The 17,352-nt window shown below is 67.1% G+C and carries 14 protein-coding genes; 8 read left to right on the forward strand and 6 right to left on the reverse strand.

Translation table 11 applies throughout. The features are described 5' to 3' along the window. Positions 1–82 precede the first annotated feature (82 nt). A complete protein-coding gene (locus tag AB0L58_RS23590; protein WP_364389714.1) occupies positions 83–880 on the reverse strand; it encodes an HAD-IIA family hydrolase in 798 nt (265 codons plus the stop codon). A 385-nt stretch (positions 881–1,265) separates the two neighbouring features. Here AB0L58_RS23590 and fgd point away from each other — a divergent pair, with 385 nt between their 5' ends. Then, the gene (fgd, locus tag AB0L58_RS23595; RefSeq protein WP_364389715.1) at positions 1,266–2,276 is read left to right on the forward strand and encodes a glucose-6-phosphate dehydrogenase (coenzyme-F420); all 1,011 of its coding nucleotides are present in this window, start codon (positions 1,266–1,268) and stop codon (positions 2,274–2,276) included. A gap of 171 nt (positions 2,277–2,447) precedes the next feature. On the opposite strand, the gene AB0L58_RS23600 is transcribed toward fgd, so the two are convergent. Beyond that, on the reverse strand, positions 2,448–2,951 hold the full coding sequence (locus tag AB0L58_RS23600) for a nitroreductase/quinone reductase family protein (protein WP_364389717.1): 504 nt from the start codon (positions 2,949–2,951) through the stop codon (positions 2,448–2,450). Positions 2,952–3,079: 128 nt separating this feature from the next. On the opposite strand from AB0L58_RS23600, the gene pta reads away from it, so the two are divergent. Beyond that, a complete protein-coding gene (gene pta / locus AB0L58_RS23605; protein WP_364389719.1) occupies positions 3,080–5,152 on the forward strand; it encodes a phosphate acetyltransferase in 2,073 nt (690 codons plus the stop codon). Positions 5,153–5,321: 169 nt separating this feature from the next. Continuing rightward, on the forward strand, positions 5,322–6,518 hold the full coding sequence (locus AB0L58_RS23610) for an acetate kinase (RefSeq protein WP_364389903.1): 1,197 nt from the start codon (positions 5,322–5,324) through the stop codon (positions 6,516–6,518). A 369-nt stretch (positions 6,519–6,887) separates the two neighbouring features. Here AB0L58_RS23610 and AB0L58_RS23615 read toward each other — a convergent pair whose 3' ends face one another. Genes AB0L58_RS23615 through AB0L58_RS23625 form a run of 3 tightly spaced genes read right to left on the reverse strand, consistent with a single transcriptional unit; the run spans position 6,888 to position 11,772 of the window. Further along, positions 6,888–9,413, reverse strand: coding sequence for a tetratricopeptide repeat protein (locus AB0L58_RS23615; RefSeq protein ID WP_364389720.1), 2,526 nt, complete (start codon positions 9,411–9,413; stop codon positions 6,888–6,890). Between the two features lie 5 nt (positions 9,414–9,418). Continuing rightward, positions 9,419–10,396, reverse strand: coding sequence for a glutamate ABC transporter substrate-binding protein (locus AB0L58_RS23620; RefSeq protein ID WP_364389721.1), 978 nt, complete (start codon positions 10,394–10,396; stop codon positions 9,419–9,421). Then, the gene (locus AB0L58_RS23625) at positions 10,393–11,772 is read right to left on the reverse strand and encodes a hypothetical protein (RefSeq protein WP_364389722.1); all 1,380 of its coding nucleotides are present in this window, start codon (positions 11,770–11,772) and stop codon (positions 10,393–10,395) included. Before AB0L58_RS23625 ends, AB0L58_RS23620 begins: the two co-directional genes overlap by 4 nt. 115 nt (positions 11,773–11,887) lie before the next feature. On the opposite strand from AB0L58_RS23625, the gene AB0L58_RS23630 reads away from it, so the two are divergent. After that, positions 11,888–12,598, forward strand: coding sequence for an NUDIX hydrolase (locus AB0L58_RS23630; RefSeq protein ID WP_364389723.1), 711 nt, complete (start codon positions 11,888–11,890; stop codon positions 12,596–12,598). 307 nt (positions 12,599–12,905) lie between these two features. On the opposite strand, the gene thiE is transcribed toward AB0L58_RS23630, so the two are convergent. Next, positions 12,906–13,613 (reverse strand): thiamine phosphate synthase, encoded by a 708-nt coding sequence (gene thiE / locus AB0L58_RS23635; RefSeq protein ID WP_364389725.1) that lies wholly within the window; start codon positions 13,611–13,613, stop codon positions 12,906–12,908. Between the two features lie 57 nt (positions 13,614–13,670). Here thiE and thiO point away from each other — a divergent pair, with 57 nt between their 5' ends. From thiO to AB0L58_RS23655, 4 genes are all read left to right on the forward strand, one after another. Continuing rightward, a complete protein-coding gene (thiO, locus tag AB0L58_RS23640) occupies positions 13,671–14,768 on the forward strand; it encodes a glycine oxidase ThiO (protein WP_364389727.1) in 1,098 nt (365 codons plus the stop codon). Beyond that, the gene (gene thiS / locus AB0L58_RS23645) at positions 14,765–14,977 is read left to right on the forward strand and encodes a sulfur carrier protein ThiS (RefSeq protein ID WP_062990150.1); all 213 of its coding nucleotides are present in this window, start codon (positions 14,765–14,767) and stop codon (positions 14,975–14,977) included. The genes thiO and thiS overlap by 4 nt, the downstream gene beginning before the upstream one ends. Positions 14,978–14,981: 4 nt before the next feature. Next, positions 14,982–15,743: a thiazole synthase gene (locus AB0L58_RS23650; RefSeq protein WP_364389904.1), complete on the forward strand. Its 762-nt coding sequence runs from the start codon at positions 14,982–14,984 to the stop codon at positions 15,741–15,743. A gap of 269 nt (positions 15,744–16,012) precedes the next feature. After that, positions 16,013–17,170: a helix-turn-helix transcriptional regulator gene (locus AB0L58_RS23655; RefSeq protein WP_364389728.1), complete on the forward strand. Its 1,158-nt coding sequence runs from the start codon at positions 16,013–16,015 to the stop codon at positions 17,168–17,170. Positions 17,171–17,352 lie beyond the last annotated feature (182 nt).

Below are 17,352 nucleotides of genomic sequence, written 5' to 3' on the forward strand. Positions count from 1 at the left end.
CGATGCCCTCGGCGGCGGTCGAACTCCGCACGATGCCGGGCTTTACACCGCAATGCCACCTGATCTTGATCGTCGGTGCGGGTCAGGCGAAGGGGGTGTCGGTTCGACCTACGAGGTCGGCTACGGAGTCGACGACGAGGGTTGGGCGGTAGGGGAATTGCTCGACGGATTGGCGGGTGGAGATGCCGGTGGTGACGAGGACGGTGCGCATGCCTGCCTCCAGGCCCGAGACGATATCGGTGTCCATGCGGTCGCCGATCATCACCGTCGACTGCGAATGTGCGCCTATCCGGCGCAGTGCCGAGCGCATCATCAGCGGATTCGGCTTGCCGACGTAGTACGGCTCCTTACCGGTCGCTCGGGTGATGAGTGCGGCGACCGAACCGGTCGCGGGGAGTAGACCCTCGCGGGACGGTCCGGTCGCGTCCGGGTTGGTCGCGATGAAGCGCGCGCCCCGGTCTACCAGGCGGATCGCGGTGGTGATCGCTTCGAAGGAGTAGGTGCGGGTTTCGCCGAGCACCACGTAATCCGGGTCGCTATCGGTCAGCACATAGCCGATTTCGTGCAATGCGGTGGTGAGCCCGGATTCGCCCACCACGTAGGCGGTGCCATTGGGGCGCTGGTCGTTGAGGAAGGTCGCGGTCGCCAACGCCGAGGTCCAGATCGCCTCCTCCGGAATATCGAGTCCGGTGTGGCGCAGGCGGGCCTGCAGATCGCGCGGCGTGCGGATGGAGTTATTGGTGAGCACCAGGAACGGGATCTCCTTGCTGCGCAGTTCGGCAAGGAACTTGTCGGCGCCCGGCACCAGATGGTCCTCGTGCACCAGCACCCCGTCCATATCGGTGAGGTAGGACAGAATCGGTTCATCCGGCGTCGTCACGAGTCAATTGTCGGCTATCCCCCCGCCCAGCGTGCGAATACCGACCCCGATGCGACCATCCCCACACCGCGCCGCCCGCGCTCGAGCCCCAGAACCGGCACAAATTCAGTGACCATCACGCACACGGTCGGTGAGTTGTGTGCGATGCCCACTGGGTATGCGACAGCAGGGGTGACCCTGCACACCTCGCGGTGGCGCGCTGACTATGGTCGAGGGGAGGCCGTGTGAGGAACGATCGCGCAGCGCTCGGGTAGGCCGATCGAGGCGCGGGAACTCCGGTGCCGCCCTTGTGGTTGTACCGGGTTGCGGTCGTGGGATTCAGGCGGCCGACGGTGTGCGGAATCGCCCGCACGGACCGTTGAGCGACGTGACAGGAGTGGCGCATATGGGTGATCTCAAGCTCGGATACAAGGCGTCTGCAGAACAGTTCGGCCCTCGGGAATTGGTGGAAATCGCGGTGGCGGCCGAGGAACACGGCCTCGACAGCGCGACCGTGAGCGACCATTTCCAGCCGTGGCGGCACAAGGGCGGACATGCGCCGTTCTCGCTGGCCTGGATGGCCGCGGTCGGTGAGCGCACCAAGCGCATCCAACTCGGCACCTCGGTGCTCACCCCGACTTTCCGCTACAACCCCGCCGTAATCGCGCAGGCCTTCGCGACCATGGGTTGTCTGTACCCGGACCGCATCATGCTAGGTGTCGGCAGCGGTGAGGCGCTCAATGAGATCGCCACCGGCTACACCGGGGACTGGCCGGAATTCAAGGAGCGTTTCGCCCGGCTGCGCGAATCCGTCGACCTCATGCGCGCACTGTGGACCGGTGAGCGCACCGACTTCGACGGCGAGTACTACAAGACCGTCGGCGCCTCGATCTACGATGTGCCCAAGGGCGGTATCCAGATCTATATCGCTGCGGGCGGACCGCTGGTCGCGCGCTATGCAGGCCGCGCTGGTGACGGTTTCATCTGCACCTCCGGCAAGGGCATGGACCTCTACACCGAGAAGCTGATGCCCGCCGTCGCCGAGGGTGCCGCCAAGGCCGGACGCACCGTCGAGCAGATCGACCGGATGATCGAGATCAAGATCTCCTACGACACCGACCCCGAACTGGCACTGGAGAATACGCGCTTCTGGGCCCCGCTCTCGCTCACCGCCGAGCAGAAGCACTCGATTACCGACCCGATCGAAATGGAGGCCGCCGCCGACGCCCTCCCGATCGAGCAGATCGCCAAGCGCTGGATCGTCGCCAGTGATCCCGACCAGGCCGTCGAACAGATCAAGCCGTACCTCGACGCTGGCCTCAACCACTTGGTCTTCCACGCCCCCGGCCACGACCAGTCCCGCTTCCTCGACCTCTTCCAGCGCGACCTGGCCCCGCGCCTACGCGCCCTGGGCTGAGCCGCAATTATTCCGATCTCGGTGGTACCGGCCGGATGTCGTTGGGCCCTGCCTGCCGATATTCGGCCGGGCATCGCTATGCGGCTGGTTGCGCTCCTCGATCTCTTCGCTCTGCGGTAATCGCATCACTTCCGCACCACTCCACAACGGGGTGTGAAGTGGTGCGGCTGGTCAGGTGCGGGTGAGGGCGAAGATGCGGAGGTCTCGGGTGGTGCGGGTGCGGTAGACGCTGTAGGCGCTGGTGATCTCGATGAAGCGCGTGAAGAGGGCGTCCTTGTCGGATTCGACCAGGGCCGCGCGGACGGGGATGCGTTGGCCTGCGATGGCGACGGTGGCATTCGGATTCGCCAGCAGGTTGGTGGTCCAGGCCGGATGGTGCTGCTGGCCGAAGTTGCTGCCGATCACATAGATGGTGTCGCCGTCGTGCAGGCAGAGCAGCGGTTGAGTACGCGGTTCACCGGATTTGCGGCCGATGGTGGTCAGCAGCATGACCGGCGCGCCGATCGGGCCGAGGAGTGTGTACTTGGCATCGGTGCGTTCGAGGATGACCCGATCCACCGGAGTGACCTTCCGAATCAGCCACGAACCGGGTTCGGTTGACGCGAGTTTTGTCGCGAGGCGGGCAAGAAAATTGGTGTTCGAACCCCACTGCCGTTTCGGGAACTCCTCAGCCATCCCCGGACTATAGCCGTCGGGGCACACCCGCGACCGCGTGATCACGGTCTCGGCCCCAACACAGCCACCCCGCTAACAGCAGCAAACCCTCGTCTTTCCGGACCGGGTAGTTGATTAAGCTCTCGAACATGGCCGATTCCGCTCCATCCGCTGTGTACATCGCATCTCCGGAGGGTGACACCGGAAAATCGACGGTGGCCCTCGGCATGCTCCAGATGCTGTGCGCGACGACCGCCAGGGTCGGTGTCTTCCGGCCGATCACCCGCTCGACCACCGAGCCGGATTACATCCTGGAACTGCTGCTCGAGCACAGCACCGCCGATGTCGATTACGCGCAGGCCATCGGAGTCACCTACGACCAGGTGCACGCGGATCCGGACGCCGCGATCAGTGAGATCGTGATGCGCTTCCACGAGGTCGCGAAGCTGTGTGATGCGGTGGTGGTCGTCGGCAGCGACTACACCGATGTGGCCAGCCCGAGTGAACTGCGCTTCAATGCGCGCATCGCGGTGAACCTCGGCGCGCCCGTTCTGCTGGTGGTGCGCGGTGCGGGCCGTACCCCGGACGAGGTCAAGCAGCTGACCGAGCTGTGTGCGCACGAGCTGTCCCTCGAACACGCGCATCTGGTGTCCATCATCGCGAACCGTTGCGATCCACGGGCATTGGACGAGGTCGGCGCTGCGCTGACCGGCTTCGACGTCCCGATCTGGACGTTACCCGAAGTGCCGCTGCTGATTTCGCCGACCATGGCCGAGCTGTGCACCGCCATCGACGGCGAAATGTACAGCGGCGATGTGGAATTGCTGCAGCGTGAGGCATTGAAGATCATGGTCGGCGGCATGACGGCCGAGCATATTCTGGAACGGTTGGTCGACGGTGTCGTCGTCATCGCGCCGGGCGATCGCTCCGACGTCCTGCTCACTGTCGTGAATGCGCATGAGGCGGAAGGCTTTCCGTCGCTGTCGGGCATCATCATGAACGGCGGAATGCTGCCGCATCCGGCTGTCGCGCGGCTGATGAACGGCCTCAAACCCAAGCTGCCGATCCTCATCACCGACCTGGGCACCTACGACACCGCGAGCGCCGCCTACCGCACTCGCGGCCGCATGTCGGCGGGCAGCCCGCGCAAGGTCGATACTGCGCTGGCCCTGATGGAACAGCATGTCGACGCGTCGGAGTTGTTGCAGCGCATCGAAATTCCGGATACCTCGGTGGTGACGCCGCAGATGTTCGAATACCAGCTGATCGAACGCGCCAGGGCGGACCGCAAAACCATTGTGCTGCCCGAGGGCGACGACGACCGGATTCTGCGCGCTGCCGGTCGGGTGCTGCAGCGCAAGATCGCGGATCTGGTCATCCTCGGCGACGAAACGGCGGTGCGCGCCCGCGCCGCCGAACTCGGCGTCGATATCTCGGCAGCGCGGGTACTCGATCCGCGCACCTCCGGTTACCTCGACGAATTCGCCGTGGCGTACACCGAACTGCGCAAGCACAAGGGCATGACGCTGGAGCGCGCCCGCGAAACCATGGCCGATATCTCGTATTTCGGCACCATGATGGTGCACACGGGCATTGCCGACGGCATGGTCTCCGGTGCGGTGCACACGACGGCGCACACCATCCGGCCGTCCTTCGAGATCATCAAGACCGTGCCGGGCGTCTCCACCGTCTCCAGTGTGTTCCTCATGTGCCTGGCCGATCGCGTGCTCGCCTACGGAGACTGCGCCGTCGTCCCGGATCCGACTTCGGAGCAGCTGGCCGATATCGCGATCTCCTCCGCACTTACCGCGGCCCGCTTCGGCATCGAACCTCGCGTCGCGATGCTGTCGTACTCGACCGGTGAATCCGGTAGCGGCGCCGATGTGGACAAGGTGCGGGTTGCCACCAAACTGGTCCGCGAACGTGAGCCGGATCTGCTGGTGGAGGGCCCGATCCAGTACGACGCCGCGATCGAACCCACCGTGGCCACCACCAAACTCCCGGACTCCGAAGTGGCCGGGCGCGCAACGGTGTTCGTATTCCCGGATCTCAACACGGGTAACAACACCTATAAGGCGGTCCAGCGCAGCGCCGGTGCGATCGCGATCGGACCGGTGCTGCAGGGGCTGCGCAAACCGGTCAACGATCTGTCCCGCGGTGCGCTCGTCGCCGATATCGTCAATACCGTCGCCATCACCGCGATCCAGGCGCAGGAGGGCTGATGCGCGCCGCATCAGTGTCGTGTGGCACACGGCGGAACAATGGGGCCGGATCCATGGTTGCTGATCGAGTGCGGGGTACGCGCGCGACGCAGGAGGTGTCGAGGTGAGGGCAGCATCGCGTGGCGATTCCGTGGGGCGTGCCGCTCAGGCGACGGGTGGGCGCAATGACCTGGTGCTGGTGCTCAATTCCGGCTCGTCGTCGATCAAATACCAACTGCTGGACCCGGAGTCGGGTGTGGTCGCCGCGTCCGGCATGGTCGATCGGATCGGCGAGGAGCAGGCCGGAATCGAGCATCGGGTCGATGGCCGAACCATCGAACACCGCGGGCCGATCGCCGATCACACCGCGGGGCTGCGGCTCGTTTTCGAGGTGTTCGCCGAATCCGGCCACGATCTGGCCACGGCCGGTGTGCGCGCGGTCGGGCATCGCGTGGTGCACGGCGGCGAGGTGTTCTACCGGCCGACGCTCATCGATGACGCTGTTGTCGCGGCCATCTCCGAGCTGTCTTCGCTCGCGCCGCTGCACAATCCGGCGAATGTCGCGGGCATCGAGAGTGCGCGTGAGCTGCTGCCCCGCGTTGCGCAGGTGGCGGTCTTCGATACCGCGTTCTTCCATGGCCTGCCCGATGCCGCCAAGACCTACGCCATCGACGCGAAACTCGCTGCCGCGCATGGCATCCGGAAGTACGGCTTCCACGGCACATCGCACGAGTACGTTTCCGGCCGGGTCGCCGCGCTGCTCGAGCGCGATCCGGCCGAGGTGAATCAGATCATCTTCCACCTCGGCAACGGCGCGTCGGCATCGGCGATTCGCGGCGGCCACCCGATCGACACCACCATGGGTCTCACTCCGCTGGAAGGCCTGGTCATGGGCACCAGGGGCGGCGATCTCGATCCCGGGATCATCGCCCATCTGGTCCGCTCGGCACAGTTGGGTATCGACGAGATCGACGAAATGCTGAACCGCAATGCCGGACTCAAGGGCCTATCCGGTGTCAACGACTTCCGCGAGTTGCAGCGGCTCATCGATGCGGGCGACGCCGCGGCTCGCCTGGCCTATGACGTGTACATCCATCGCCTGCGCCGCTATCTCGGCGCCTACCTGATCGAGCTCGGCGGCGTCGACGCCATCATCTTCACCGCGGGTGTCGGCGAGAACAGCCCGCAGGTCCGCGCCGACGCGCTCGCCGGGCTGTCCCGCTTCGGTATCGAAGTCGATCCGGACCGCAACGCCGCCAAGGATCGCGCCGCCCGGTATATCTCCGCGCCGGGCGCCGAGGTCGCCGTGCTGGTCGTGCCGACCAATGAGGAATTGGCGATCGCACAGGCGGCGCGCCGCGTTGTCGCAGCTCAGGGTGTTGACTGAGCCCTACGGGCGCGGCTCTAGAAAACCTCACGGAATCCTCACAGTCGCTGCGGCAGTATTGATGTCGGATCAGGTTCGCGCCGGACGCCGAAACCGGGCCGGACCGTCCGCCGCCATCGGGACCGCGATTGCCCTCGCCACTCTCGATAAGCCCGCTCCGGCTGCCCCCGGGGCGGGCCGCAGGCGCGGAACCCCGGGGATCATCGGCATGCCGACTGCTCCGCGAACCCGGATCCGAGGCCCCCGCCTCCCCGGGCCTTTTGCCGGTCGTCGGGAGGCGGGGGACTGTCGTCGCGGGCCGACGATTACGAGGGTGGCTCGGTGCTGGGTTGCCCGTGTTCGCACGAGATCAGTTGTCCTGCTTCGAATTCAGATCCAGGTCTTGGCACGGATCGAGTTCGCCAGATCCACCAGGGCATAGCGGTGATTGCGGCCGGGGGCGCTGCGGGCCAGCGCGCGCAGCCCGGCCTCGGTGCCCGCGCGCAGCTCGCGCTCGGTGAACGGCGCACCGAAAAGGGTCGCCTCGTCGTTGCGGGGCGTATTGCCCGATTGCACCCAGGCCAGGGCGGCACCGAGGACGAGCACGCGCATCTGGGTCGCGCGGCTCTCCCCGCTGGGCAGACTCTCGACGCGCGAGGCCGAGATATGCAGTATGGATTCGGGGAGTTCGGCGACCGGGGCGGCGGTGAGCAGCAGCCACACCGCGGTCATCCGGGCCGTTGTGTAGTGCCGGGAGGCGGCGGGCACCTCGTCGAGCGCGCGCACGGCCTCGTCGACCTCACCCACCGCAGCCAACTGCCTGGCCAGACCGAACGCGGCACTCACCACAGCGCGATCGGTGCGCCAGACGGTCGAGTAGAACTTCTCCGCATGGCTTCGCCATTGCTCCGGATCGTCCGAATCCCAGTGTTGCAGTACGAGTTCCGCGGTCGCCGCGAGCGCGAGCTTGGGTGCGATCTCGCCCGGCAGCACCCGCAGCACCGCATCGAAACTGTCATAGGCCTGCTGGTAATCCAGCTCCAGCAGCTGGGCTTGGCCCAGGTACCAATCGATGCGCCAATCGTGATCGCCGGGCAGCCGCGACAGCATATCCAGCACCACCGCCGATTCGCCGAGTTCGAGCCGTAGCTTGGCCTCGGCCAGCGTCAGCTCCAGATCCCTTGTTTCCACGGGCTTTTCGGGATCAGCCTCGGCGCGCTGATGTGCTTCCCGCAACGCCGTCAGTGCTTCGCGCGGTTCCGGATGTGCCACGGCCGCCAGCACCGGCATCGACGCGTCCAGCGGATCGATGAGCGGAACCGGAAGTGCCGCAGCCACTTCGCGGGCGCGCAGCAAATTGCTCCTCGCGATGCCATCGGCATAGGCGTCGGTCTGGCTGATCGACTCCTCGGTGCCGAAGCTGCCGCGCTGTGGACTGAAAGCTGTGGACAGCTGTGGATGATCGACGCCGGTCTGCAAGGACAGGATCTCGCGCAGCACCCCGGCCAACTGGGCCGACATGACGCGCGCGGAGGGAAAGCGGCGTTCGGGATCCGGATCGGTCGCGCACAGCAGCAGACGATGGAAGAACTCGTAGCGTTCGAGTACGGGATGTTCGGCCGGATCGGGAATGCCGTCGAGATAGCGTCCCTGTTCCATCGGCATGCTCAGCGTCAGCACGGCCAGCGTCCGCCCGACGGTATAGACGTCCGTGGCGACCGTCGGTCCGGTCCTGGCGATTTCGGGCGCTTGAAAACCTCTGGTGCCGTACAGGTTTCCGTAGGCATCGAGGGGGGTGACGGCGCCGAGATCGATGAGTTCGACCCGATCCTCGGTGACCATGATGTTGTCGGGTTTGAGGTCGTTGTAGGCCAACCCGATCGAATGCAGATACTCCAGCGCGGGCAGGATCTCCAGCAGATATGCGATCGCCTCGGGTATCGGCATCCGCGCCGGCCGTGGGTAGGTGTCGAGGATATCGCGCAGTGACCGGCCGCCGACGTACTCCATGACGATGTAGCCGATCGACTCACCGTCCGGGCCGGTGTGCTCGACGAAGTTGTGGATCTTGACGATGCTGGGATGTGCCACCTCGGCGAGGAATTGGCGTTCGGCGACGGCCACCGCCTGCGCCTCCGTATCGCCCGCATGCAGCAAACCCTTCAAGACCACCCAGCGGTCGCTGACATTGCGGTCGATCGCGAGGTAGACCCAGCCGAGTCCGCCGTGCGCGATACAGCCCTGGATCTCGTACTGGCTCGACACCAGAGCGCCCTCGTGCAGCGATGGGCGGAAATCGTATGGCGCGCCACAGGTTTCGCAGGTGCCCGCGGTGGTCGCGGGGCGGGTCGCGGTGGCGCGTCCGACCGGGTTGCCGCAGCGCCAGCAGAAGCGCCGCCCCTCGGAGACAACGGGATCGGCGAGTACCGCGGCGCGTGGATCGGCGGGCGGGACATTCGGAATCGTGACCAGGCCGGCGCCGAGTTTGCGCGTGGTCGGTCGCGAGCGCGCGGTGCGGACACTGCGGCCGGACGTGCGTGTGGTGGCGGCGGAGGTCGGCTCCGGGGCATTCCATGCGCCGACCGTGAATTCGGCGGCCATCTCGTCGCGGTGAACGGTTTCGCCGGCGGCGGGTTGGTTGCGGATCGTCTCGGCGGAGGCGCGGTGCTGCCGCGCTTCCGCATCGGAAGCGGCGCTGGCCTGCTCATCAGCGGCCCCGGAAGTGGCTGCGGAACGCTGGTTTTCGGCCTCCGGGCCGGTACCCGGCGCCCGCTTGATCGTTTCGATGGCGGCGGAGCCGGGGTCGACTGCGTCGGGTTTCGAGAACGCGGCCAGCCGGGTGCTTTCTCCGGCTTCTTCGGTGTGCTCGGCGGGTTCCTTCGGCTCGCCCTCGTCGGAATCGTGCGGTGATCTCATCGCTGTCAGTCCTGATAGGTCGGGACGGGCGGGGCGGGGAGCGGCCCTAGTGCGATGAGGTATTGCTGGTATAGGCGGGCCCAGGTGCCGTCGTTGCGGATGCGCTCCAGCGTGCCGTTGACGAAACGGACGAGATCGTCGTTGCCCTTGGGGATGCCGATGCCGTAGGGCTCGACGCTGATGCTGGGGCCGACCAACTCGGTGTACGACGAGTCCTGTGTGGCCAGACCCGCCAAGACGGCATCGTCGGTGCTGATCGCTTCGACTTGGCGTTGCTGAAGTACTACCAGACAGTCGGCCCAGGTGGGCACGGTGAGGATGGTCGCGGCGGGCTGTTCGCGGCGCATGTGGTCCAGCGAGGTAGTGCCGGAAACGATGCACACCCGCTTACCCGCCAAATCGGCCAGACTCCGGATGCCGGAGTTCTTGACCGCGAGCACCCGCTGATTCGCGTGGAGATAGACGGTGGAGAAGGTGACCCTCTGCCGCCGTTCACAATTGATCGTCATCGTCTTGGCGACGATATCGACGAGGTGATCCTGCAGCGCGGACTCGCGCTCCGCGGACCCGAGGCTGCGGTACTCGATCTGCTCCGGACTGCCGAACAGATCGCGGGCGACCTCCCTGGCGATATCGGCATCGAACCCGACAATCGAGCCGCTGACCGGATCCCGGAAGCTGAACAAGTTACTTCCGGTGTCCAATCCGACCACCAGCCGACCACGGGCACGAATCGCGTCGATGGTCGGTCCGCGGGCGGCCGCACCCGCCCCGGTGGGTCGCAGACTCGCGGTCGGATCGCCGCACTGCTCGTCGCGTTCCGCTGGAATCGGTGAATCCGTCGGTATCGAAACGGCTTTGGCGGGCAGCGGTGGTTCGGTGTAGACGGTGGTCTTGTTATCGGTCGTGCCCGAGCCCGCCGCGCACCCGGCGAGCAGGACGCTGGCGGCGAGCGCGGCGAGCAGCCCGCGCACGCGGTTCATCGGTACTCCCGAAGTCGCGGCCAGATACCGAGGCCGACATAGGCCGCGGCGAGTATCCCCAGCACCATCGCGCCCGGTGCCAGGAAGTCCAGTGACCGGGCCGCGCCGGAGATGTTGTCGCGCAACGTCTCGCGCGTTGCGTCCAAGCCCAGTCCCAGTGCGCGGTCCATCGCTTCCACCTGTGCCGCGGCATCCGCGGCACCCGGCCCCGTCGCCACCGTCGCCGCCCCGACGAAGTCACCGCGCGCGAGGGTGTCGTTCATGCGCTGATGGGCCGCGCGCCAACGAGTAAGTGCCGCACGGGCCTGCTCGATCTCACCGGCGGCTGGCGCATCGGACGGGTAGCCGCTGAGTAGTTCGTTGAGCCGGGTGACACTCGATTCGTAGGTCCGGTCGTAATCACCGGTGGCATCGCGGCGCACCAGCTTCAGCGTTTCCGCCGAACGGGCCTGCTGGGTCAGAATGCGGCTCTCGGTCAAACGGGAGCTCGGCACCGCGCCGTGGTCGCGGCCACCGATCATTTCCGCGGCCGAGACGGATCCGGCGACCACCGTCCACGCCAACAGGATCAGCATCGCGGTCGAGGCGAGCAGCAGTCCCGGATTGAGCACGCGATGCCAGCGCTTCGACAGATCGAACTGCGCCCAGATAAGTGTGCCGAGCGCCAGGATCAGCACACCGATCGCGGACCACGGCGGCTGCACATGATGCCGCTGGGCCGCGCTCACGGCATCGGAGCGATGGCTCTGCAGTTGTGCGGCCATCGGCAGCAGGACAGTCTGCATCTGATTCGATGCCTCGCTCAAATACGCGGCGCCGACCGGGTACCCGTTGCGGTTGTTCGCACGGGCGGTTTCGACAAGACCAGAGTAGACCGGCAAGCCGGTGGCGATGCCGGTACGCAGCCGGGTATCCGGATCGTCATCGGTGGCCTGTCCGGCCGCATGACCAGATTGCGTCACCAATTCGGCGGAAGCCTCGCCGAGTGCCTGGCTGTAGCGGTCGCGCACGGCCTGCGGTTCCAGGCCGCCCGCGATGAATGCGGTACTGGCCGCGGCGTCCGCGATGGACAGCGAGGTGTAGAGGTGATGGGAGGAATTCGCATCCGGCTCGGTGTCGTCGAGCAGGATGTCGAGTGCCTGCTGGCGATCGCTCACCGTCGCGGCGGTCATCATGCCCGCGGCCAGGCACAGGCCGATGAGCAGCAGACCGATCGCGATGAGTCGGCCCGGGGTCGACAGTGCGAAGGATCGTAGGTTGGCGGGGTCCAGATGGGCGCGTAGCCCGGCCTCGCGCGGCACGTCCAGCCGCTCGGGCCCGACATCGGCCGTGACTGACGGCGGCCGCGGGGCCGTCGTCGAGTCGAGCGCTGCCATCTCCACCTCCCCGGTTGGTGCGCACGTGGTGCTCTTGCTCGGAGCTTATTGTGGTCTTACCGACGCCGTGGCGTGTGAAACACCCCCGCGACGGCTGGAAGAGGATGGTAACCAGATGCGTGGTGACGGTGACGGTTGGTCACACGGCCCGGACGGATTGCGGCATTGGGGCCGCTTCGGCGCTGCCGGACTGCTGCTGCGCGCCCCGCTCACGGGCGGCGGCTCGGCGGTGTTGTTGCAGCACCGCGCGCCGTGGAGTCATCAGGGCGGCACCTGGGCGCTGCCCGGCGGCGCCCGCGACAGCCACGAGACGCCGGTGCACGCGGCGGTCCGCGAGGCATGGGAGGAAGCGGGTATCGATCCCGCCGATGTTCGGGTGCGCGGTGAGCGCGTCACCGCGACGGCATTGAGCGGCTGGACCTACACCACCGTGGTGGCCGATGCCGTGGTGGCCCTGCCGACCAGTCGCAACCGGGAGAGCAGTGCGCTGGCCTGGGTTCCCGAGGACGAGGTCGACAGTCATCCGCTGCACCCGGGCTTCGCCGCAGCCTGGCCCGCGCTGCGCGCGGCTCCGGCGCGCGTCTGCCTCGACGACATCGATGTGGGCGACGCCGATACGGTGGCCGCCGCGCTACCGCGCACCGTCGATCTCGCCGATCAGGGCTTCGTCTGGTTGCACGCGGACCCCGACGGACCCGGTACCTACGCCCGCATCGTCGATCCCGCACATGCGGATTCGACGGATATCGTGCGGCCGGCCGCGAATGCGGAGGCAGCACCGGCTGACCCGATCTTGTCGCTCACCCGTGTTCAACTGCTGTCTTGACGCTGGCCTCAGGTGCCCTGCGCGTGCATGTGGCAGAACTCACCGCAAGAGCCTCACATGTATCGAAGAGCGGACCCGACGTCGAGCCCGGCGCGATATCGCTATGCGGTCGCGTTTTGAGAACCGAGCGGAACATTCGTGGGCAGCGTCACCTCGAGATCGCGCTCAGCACGTCGGCCGATTCATGTAGCGAGTAGCGGCGAGTCGAGTTCGTGCTGCGCCGAGTCGAGCGGGTGCTGGGCTGAGGTGGTGGTGCGCTGGGGCGAGCGTCGAGCGGGCGCCGGGCCGAGATCGTGCGGGGGAACTCTCAGCCGAGGTGCGCGTTGGCGATCAGCGCCGTCTTCAGGTGCCGGGCCGCCGCTTCGGGATCGCGCGCCTCGGTGATCGCGCGCACCACGACTACACGCTCCGCTCCTGCCGCCAGCACCTCGGGGAGTCGTTCGGCATCGATGCCACCGATGGCGAACCACGGGCGGGACGGGTGGGCGTCGGCGGTGGAACGCACCAGATCCAGGCCCGCCGCCTGGCGTCCCGGCTTGGTCGGTGTCGCCCACACCGGTCCGGTGCAGAAATAGTCGATGTGCTCGTCGATCGCCGCGAGCCCGGCCTGCGCCCGGCTGCTGGTGGAGCGCCCGATCACCACATCGGGGCCGAGAATGCGCCGCGCGTACCACGGCGGCAGATCGTTCTGTCCGAGATGCAATACATCGGCACCGGCGGCGAGCGCGATATCGGCGCGGTCGTTGACCGCGACCAGTGCGCCGTGCCTGCGGGCCGCGGCCTTCAATTCGGCGAGTGCGCCGATCTCGGCCTTGGCCTCGAGCGGGCCGAACTCCGCCTCACCGGGCGAACCCTTGTCCCTCAGCTGAATGATGTCGACGCCGCCCGCGAGTGCGGCCTCGGCGAACTTGGCCAGATCGCCGCGCTCCCTGCGCGCGTCCGTGCAGAGATACAGCCGGGCGGTAGCCAAACGCTCCCTGGGCGGTAGGGACCGGAACTGGTGGGAGGGTTGCACGTGCTCGACCGTAGTCGCGCTACCGTGGGGATGCGAATAGTGAGGCAGGTGGATCAAATGCGGACTCTGGCCGTCGTCGGTGGCGGCGCCATCGGACTCGCCGCCGCCTGGCGCGCGGCCGAGGCGGGGTGGTCGGTCACCGTATTCGATCCCGTCGTCGGATCCGGCGCCTCCTGGGTTGCCGGGGGGATGCTGGCACCACTGTCCGAGGGCTGGCCGGGGGAGGATCTGGTCCTGGAATTCGGTGCCGCCTCGCTGGCCCGCTGGCCCGAATTCGCCGCGCGACTCGAATCGAGGACCGGCGTCGCGGTTTTCGTCGCCGACGAAACCCTGACCGTCGCGCTCGATGGTGCCGACGCCGCCGACCTGCGCACGGTGGCCGAATGGGTCGGTGCCCGCGGCCATGAGCTCGAGGTGCTCGACCGGGCCGGCGTGCGCGCGCTGGAACCCGCACTGGCACGCACTGTTCGGGCCGGTCTGCGCGCCGCCGCCGAACCCGCCATCGATAACCGAAGACTGCTCGATGCACTCCAAAAGGCCTGCGGCACAGCCGGAGTCGAGGTGCGTGCCGAAACGGTCGACGCGGTGGCGGCGCTGCCGCACGACCAGATCGTGCTCGCCGCGGGCGCGGCATCGTCGCGGCTGTGGCCGGAACTCCCGGTCCGTCCGGTGAAGGGCGAGATCTTGCGCCTGCGTCATCGTCCGGGCGCGACACCGCCGCCGCGGCGCGTGATTCGCGCGCGGGTGCACGGCAGACAGGTCTACCTGGTGCCGCGTGCGGACGGAATCGTCGTCGGCGCAACACAATACGAGGCGGGCTATGACACGACGGTGACCGTCGCCGGAGTCCGCGATCTGATCGCCGATGCCGAGGCCGTACTGCCCGGAATCGGCGAATACGAATTGGCCGAGGCGAGCGCTGGATCCAGGCCGGGAACCCCCGACAACCTGCCCCTGATCGGGCGGCTCACCGACCGGATCGTGGCGGCCACCGGCCACGGCCGCAACGGCATGCTCGCGGTGCCGCTCACCGTCGACGCGGTGCTGAGCCTGCTCGACGGCGCACCGCTCGCTGCCGCGAAAGCCGCCGACCCCCATCGTTTTTCGACGGCACACCCGCCGTCACTCGCCATCTCTGCAGGAGGAGTCCGATGACCTCGGTCCCCATCGGTGTCACCGTGAACGGACAGGACCACGAATTCGACCGCTCCCTCACGGTGCGTGAACTTCTCGATCGTCTCGGGTTGCCGTCGCAGGGGGTCGCGCTCGCGGTGGACGGTGCGGTTTTCCCGAAGTCCCGCTGGGACGAGCCGGTCGGTCGCGGCTGGGAGATCGAAGTGCTGACGGCGGTTCAGGGTGGCTGAGGCACTGGAAACCCCTGAGACACTGGAGATCGCGGGCAAGCGGTTCGGCTCCCGCCTCATCATGGGCACCGGCGGCGCCGAAAATCTCGCCGTGCTGGAGGAGGCGCTGGTCGCCTCGGGCACCGAACTGACCACGGTCGCCATGCGCCGGGTCGATGCCGTCGGTGGCACCGGCGTGCTCGATCTGCTCAAACGCCTCGAGATCATGCCGCTGCCCAACACCGCCGGTTGTCGCACCGCCGCCGAGGCCGTGCTCACCGCGCAACTGGCCGCGGAGGCGCTCGACACCAACTGGGTCAAACTCGAGGTGATCGCCGACGAGCGCACCCTGCTCCCGGACCCGATCGAATTGCTCACCGCCGCAGAACAATTGGTCGACGCCGGATTCGTCGTACTGCCGTACACCACCGACGACCCGATCCTGGCGCGGCGACTCGAGGATGCGGGCTGTGCCGCCGTCATGCCGCTCGGTGCCCCGATCGGCACCGGACTCGGCATCGGCAACCCGCACAATATCGAGATGATCGTGGCAGCGGCAGGCGTCCCGGTCATCCTCGACGCGGGCATCGGCACCGCGAGCGATGCGGTGCTGGCCATGGAACTCGGCTGCTCGGCCGTATTGCTCGCCACCGCCGTCACCCGCGCCAAGCACCCCGCCCTCATGGCGGCGGCTATGCGTTCTGCGGTCAACGCAGGTCACCTCGCCCGTCGCGCGGGCCGCATCCCCAAACGCTTCTGGGCGCAGGCTTCCTCACCGGATCGCTGAGTCGGGGCCGACCCGGCGCTGACGCGTGGTCCGGCGGTATCCGCAGTTCAGGTGCCGCCGAGGCATGCGGACGGTAGCACCGTCCCGCGCATCGATTCGCGTGCCACGCATGTTATTTCGCGCGAATTCGCGCGTAGCCTGCGAATCGATGCGCGGCAGCAGCCCGACGCGTGCATTCAGCGGTGCGGGAATTCCAAGGTGGTGCGTTTGAAGGCGGTCTTGGTGCAGATACCCGGGCGGCCGCATCCACATGCCCGTAGGCTCGGATCATGGCGGATCTCGGCGAACGCCTGCAATCGGTTCGGAAGCGGCGCGGACTGACACAGCGGGAGCTTGCAAAGGCTTCGGGCGTCTCTGTGTCGCTGGTCCGCAAGATCGAACAGGGGGAGCGCGACGACACCCGGATCGAGACCCTGCGCCGGATGGCCGTCGCGCTGGAGTGTCCGGTGTCGGTATTGCTCGGTCCGTACCCGGGGGTATCGGAGAGTGGCGGCGGCAGTCTTTGGCTGCCGACTCGTACGGCCATCCTGTCGCCCAACCACGTGCAAGACGATGGGGCAGTGGCCGATCGGACAATGGAGGAAGCCCTCAACGGCGCCGTGAAGCTGTACCACGACAACGAGTACGAGCGGCTCGCCGTCGTCTTGCCTCGGTTTATCGAGGACGGCTACGCCGCGTCTCCCCTCATGCGGTCGAGGATCCTGCAACTTGCCGGTTCGGTGCTGGTCCAGACGCGTCAGTTGCAGCCAGCACGGGTGGCGCTCGAACGTTCCCTGGTCGAGGCCGAAGCAACCGGCAACGTGCTCTACGCGGCGTCGGCCGTGGTGACCCTGTGCTGGCTGCTGCTGGTCGAGCGGCAGTTCGAAAAGGTGCGCGAGCTGGCCACGCAATGGGCCGATCGGGTCGAGCCACGACTGTCGGTGGCCACCACCGAGGAGATCTCCACGTGGGGTTGGTTGCTGTTGCGGGCGTCCGCCGCAGCCATCAGGGACAACCGATCCGACGAGGCCGACGACATGATGCGGCTCGCTCATGCCGGAGCGGTCGCGGTTCGCCGCCAACCTGGCGGCTACCACCAATATTGGACAACATTCGACGTTGCGACAGTCGCGATGAAGCGCGTGGAGAACGCGGTCGTGGATAATCGGCCGGACCTGGCGCTCCGACTTGCCCGCAACGTCCCGGTGGGACTGCGGCCGACGTCCGACAATCGAAATCGGCATCTGCTGGACGTCGTGCACGCGTATATCGAGCTGCGCCGTTACGACGCGGCATTCGAAACCCTGTTCCGCCTGTCTCGGGAAGCCCGGCCGTGGTTGATCGAGCAGCGGATGGCCCGGGATCTGGTCGGCAGGATCATCACCCGGCGACGCACTCTTACCGATGAAATGCGCGAGTTGGCTGATCTGGTCCGCCTGGAATACTAAGCGCACCAACCTCTTTCGGCTGCCCGCTATCTCCAGGGCGCATAACTTCGCTGTGGCACTTCCGTGATGTCGCCCGCAAAAGTGCCATTGAGTGTCGTAGGTCCCCGGTGTGACGCTCGAGATAGCACGCGCCGCCGAGTCGATGCCTTTCGGCACCTCGGCGGCGGGTGCCCACCAAGTCG

The sequence above is a fragment of the Nocardia sp. NPDC052112 genome, from assembly GCF_040680135.1.
GTDB lineage: Bacteria > Actinomycetota > Actinomycetes > Mycobacteriales > Mycobacteriaceae > Nocardia.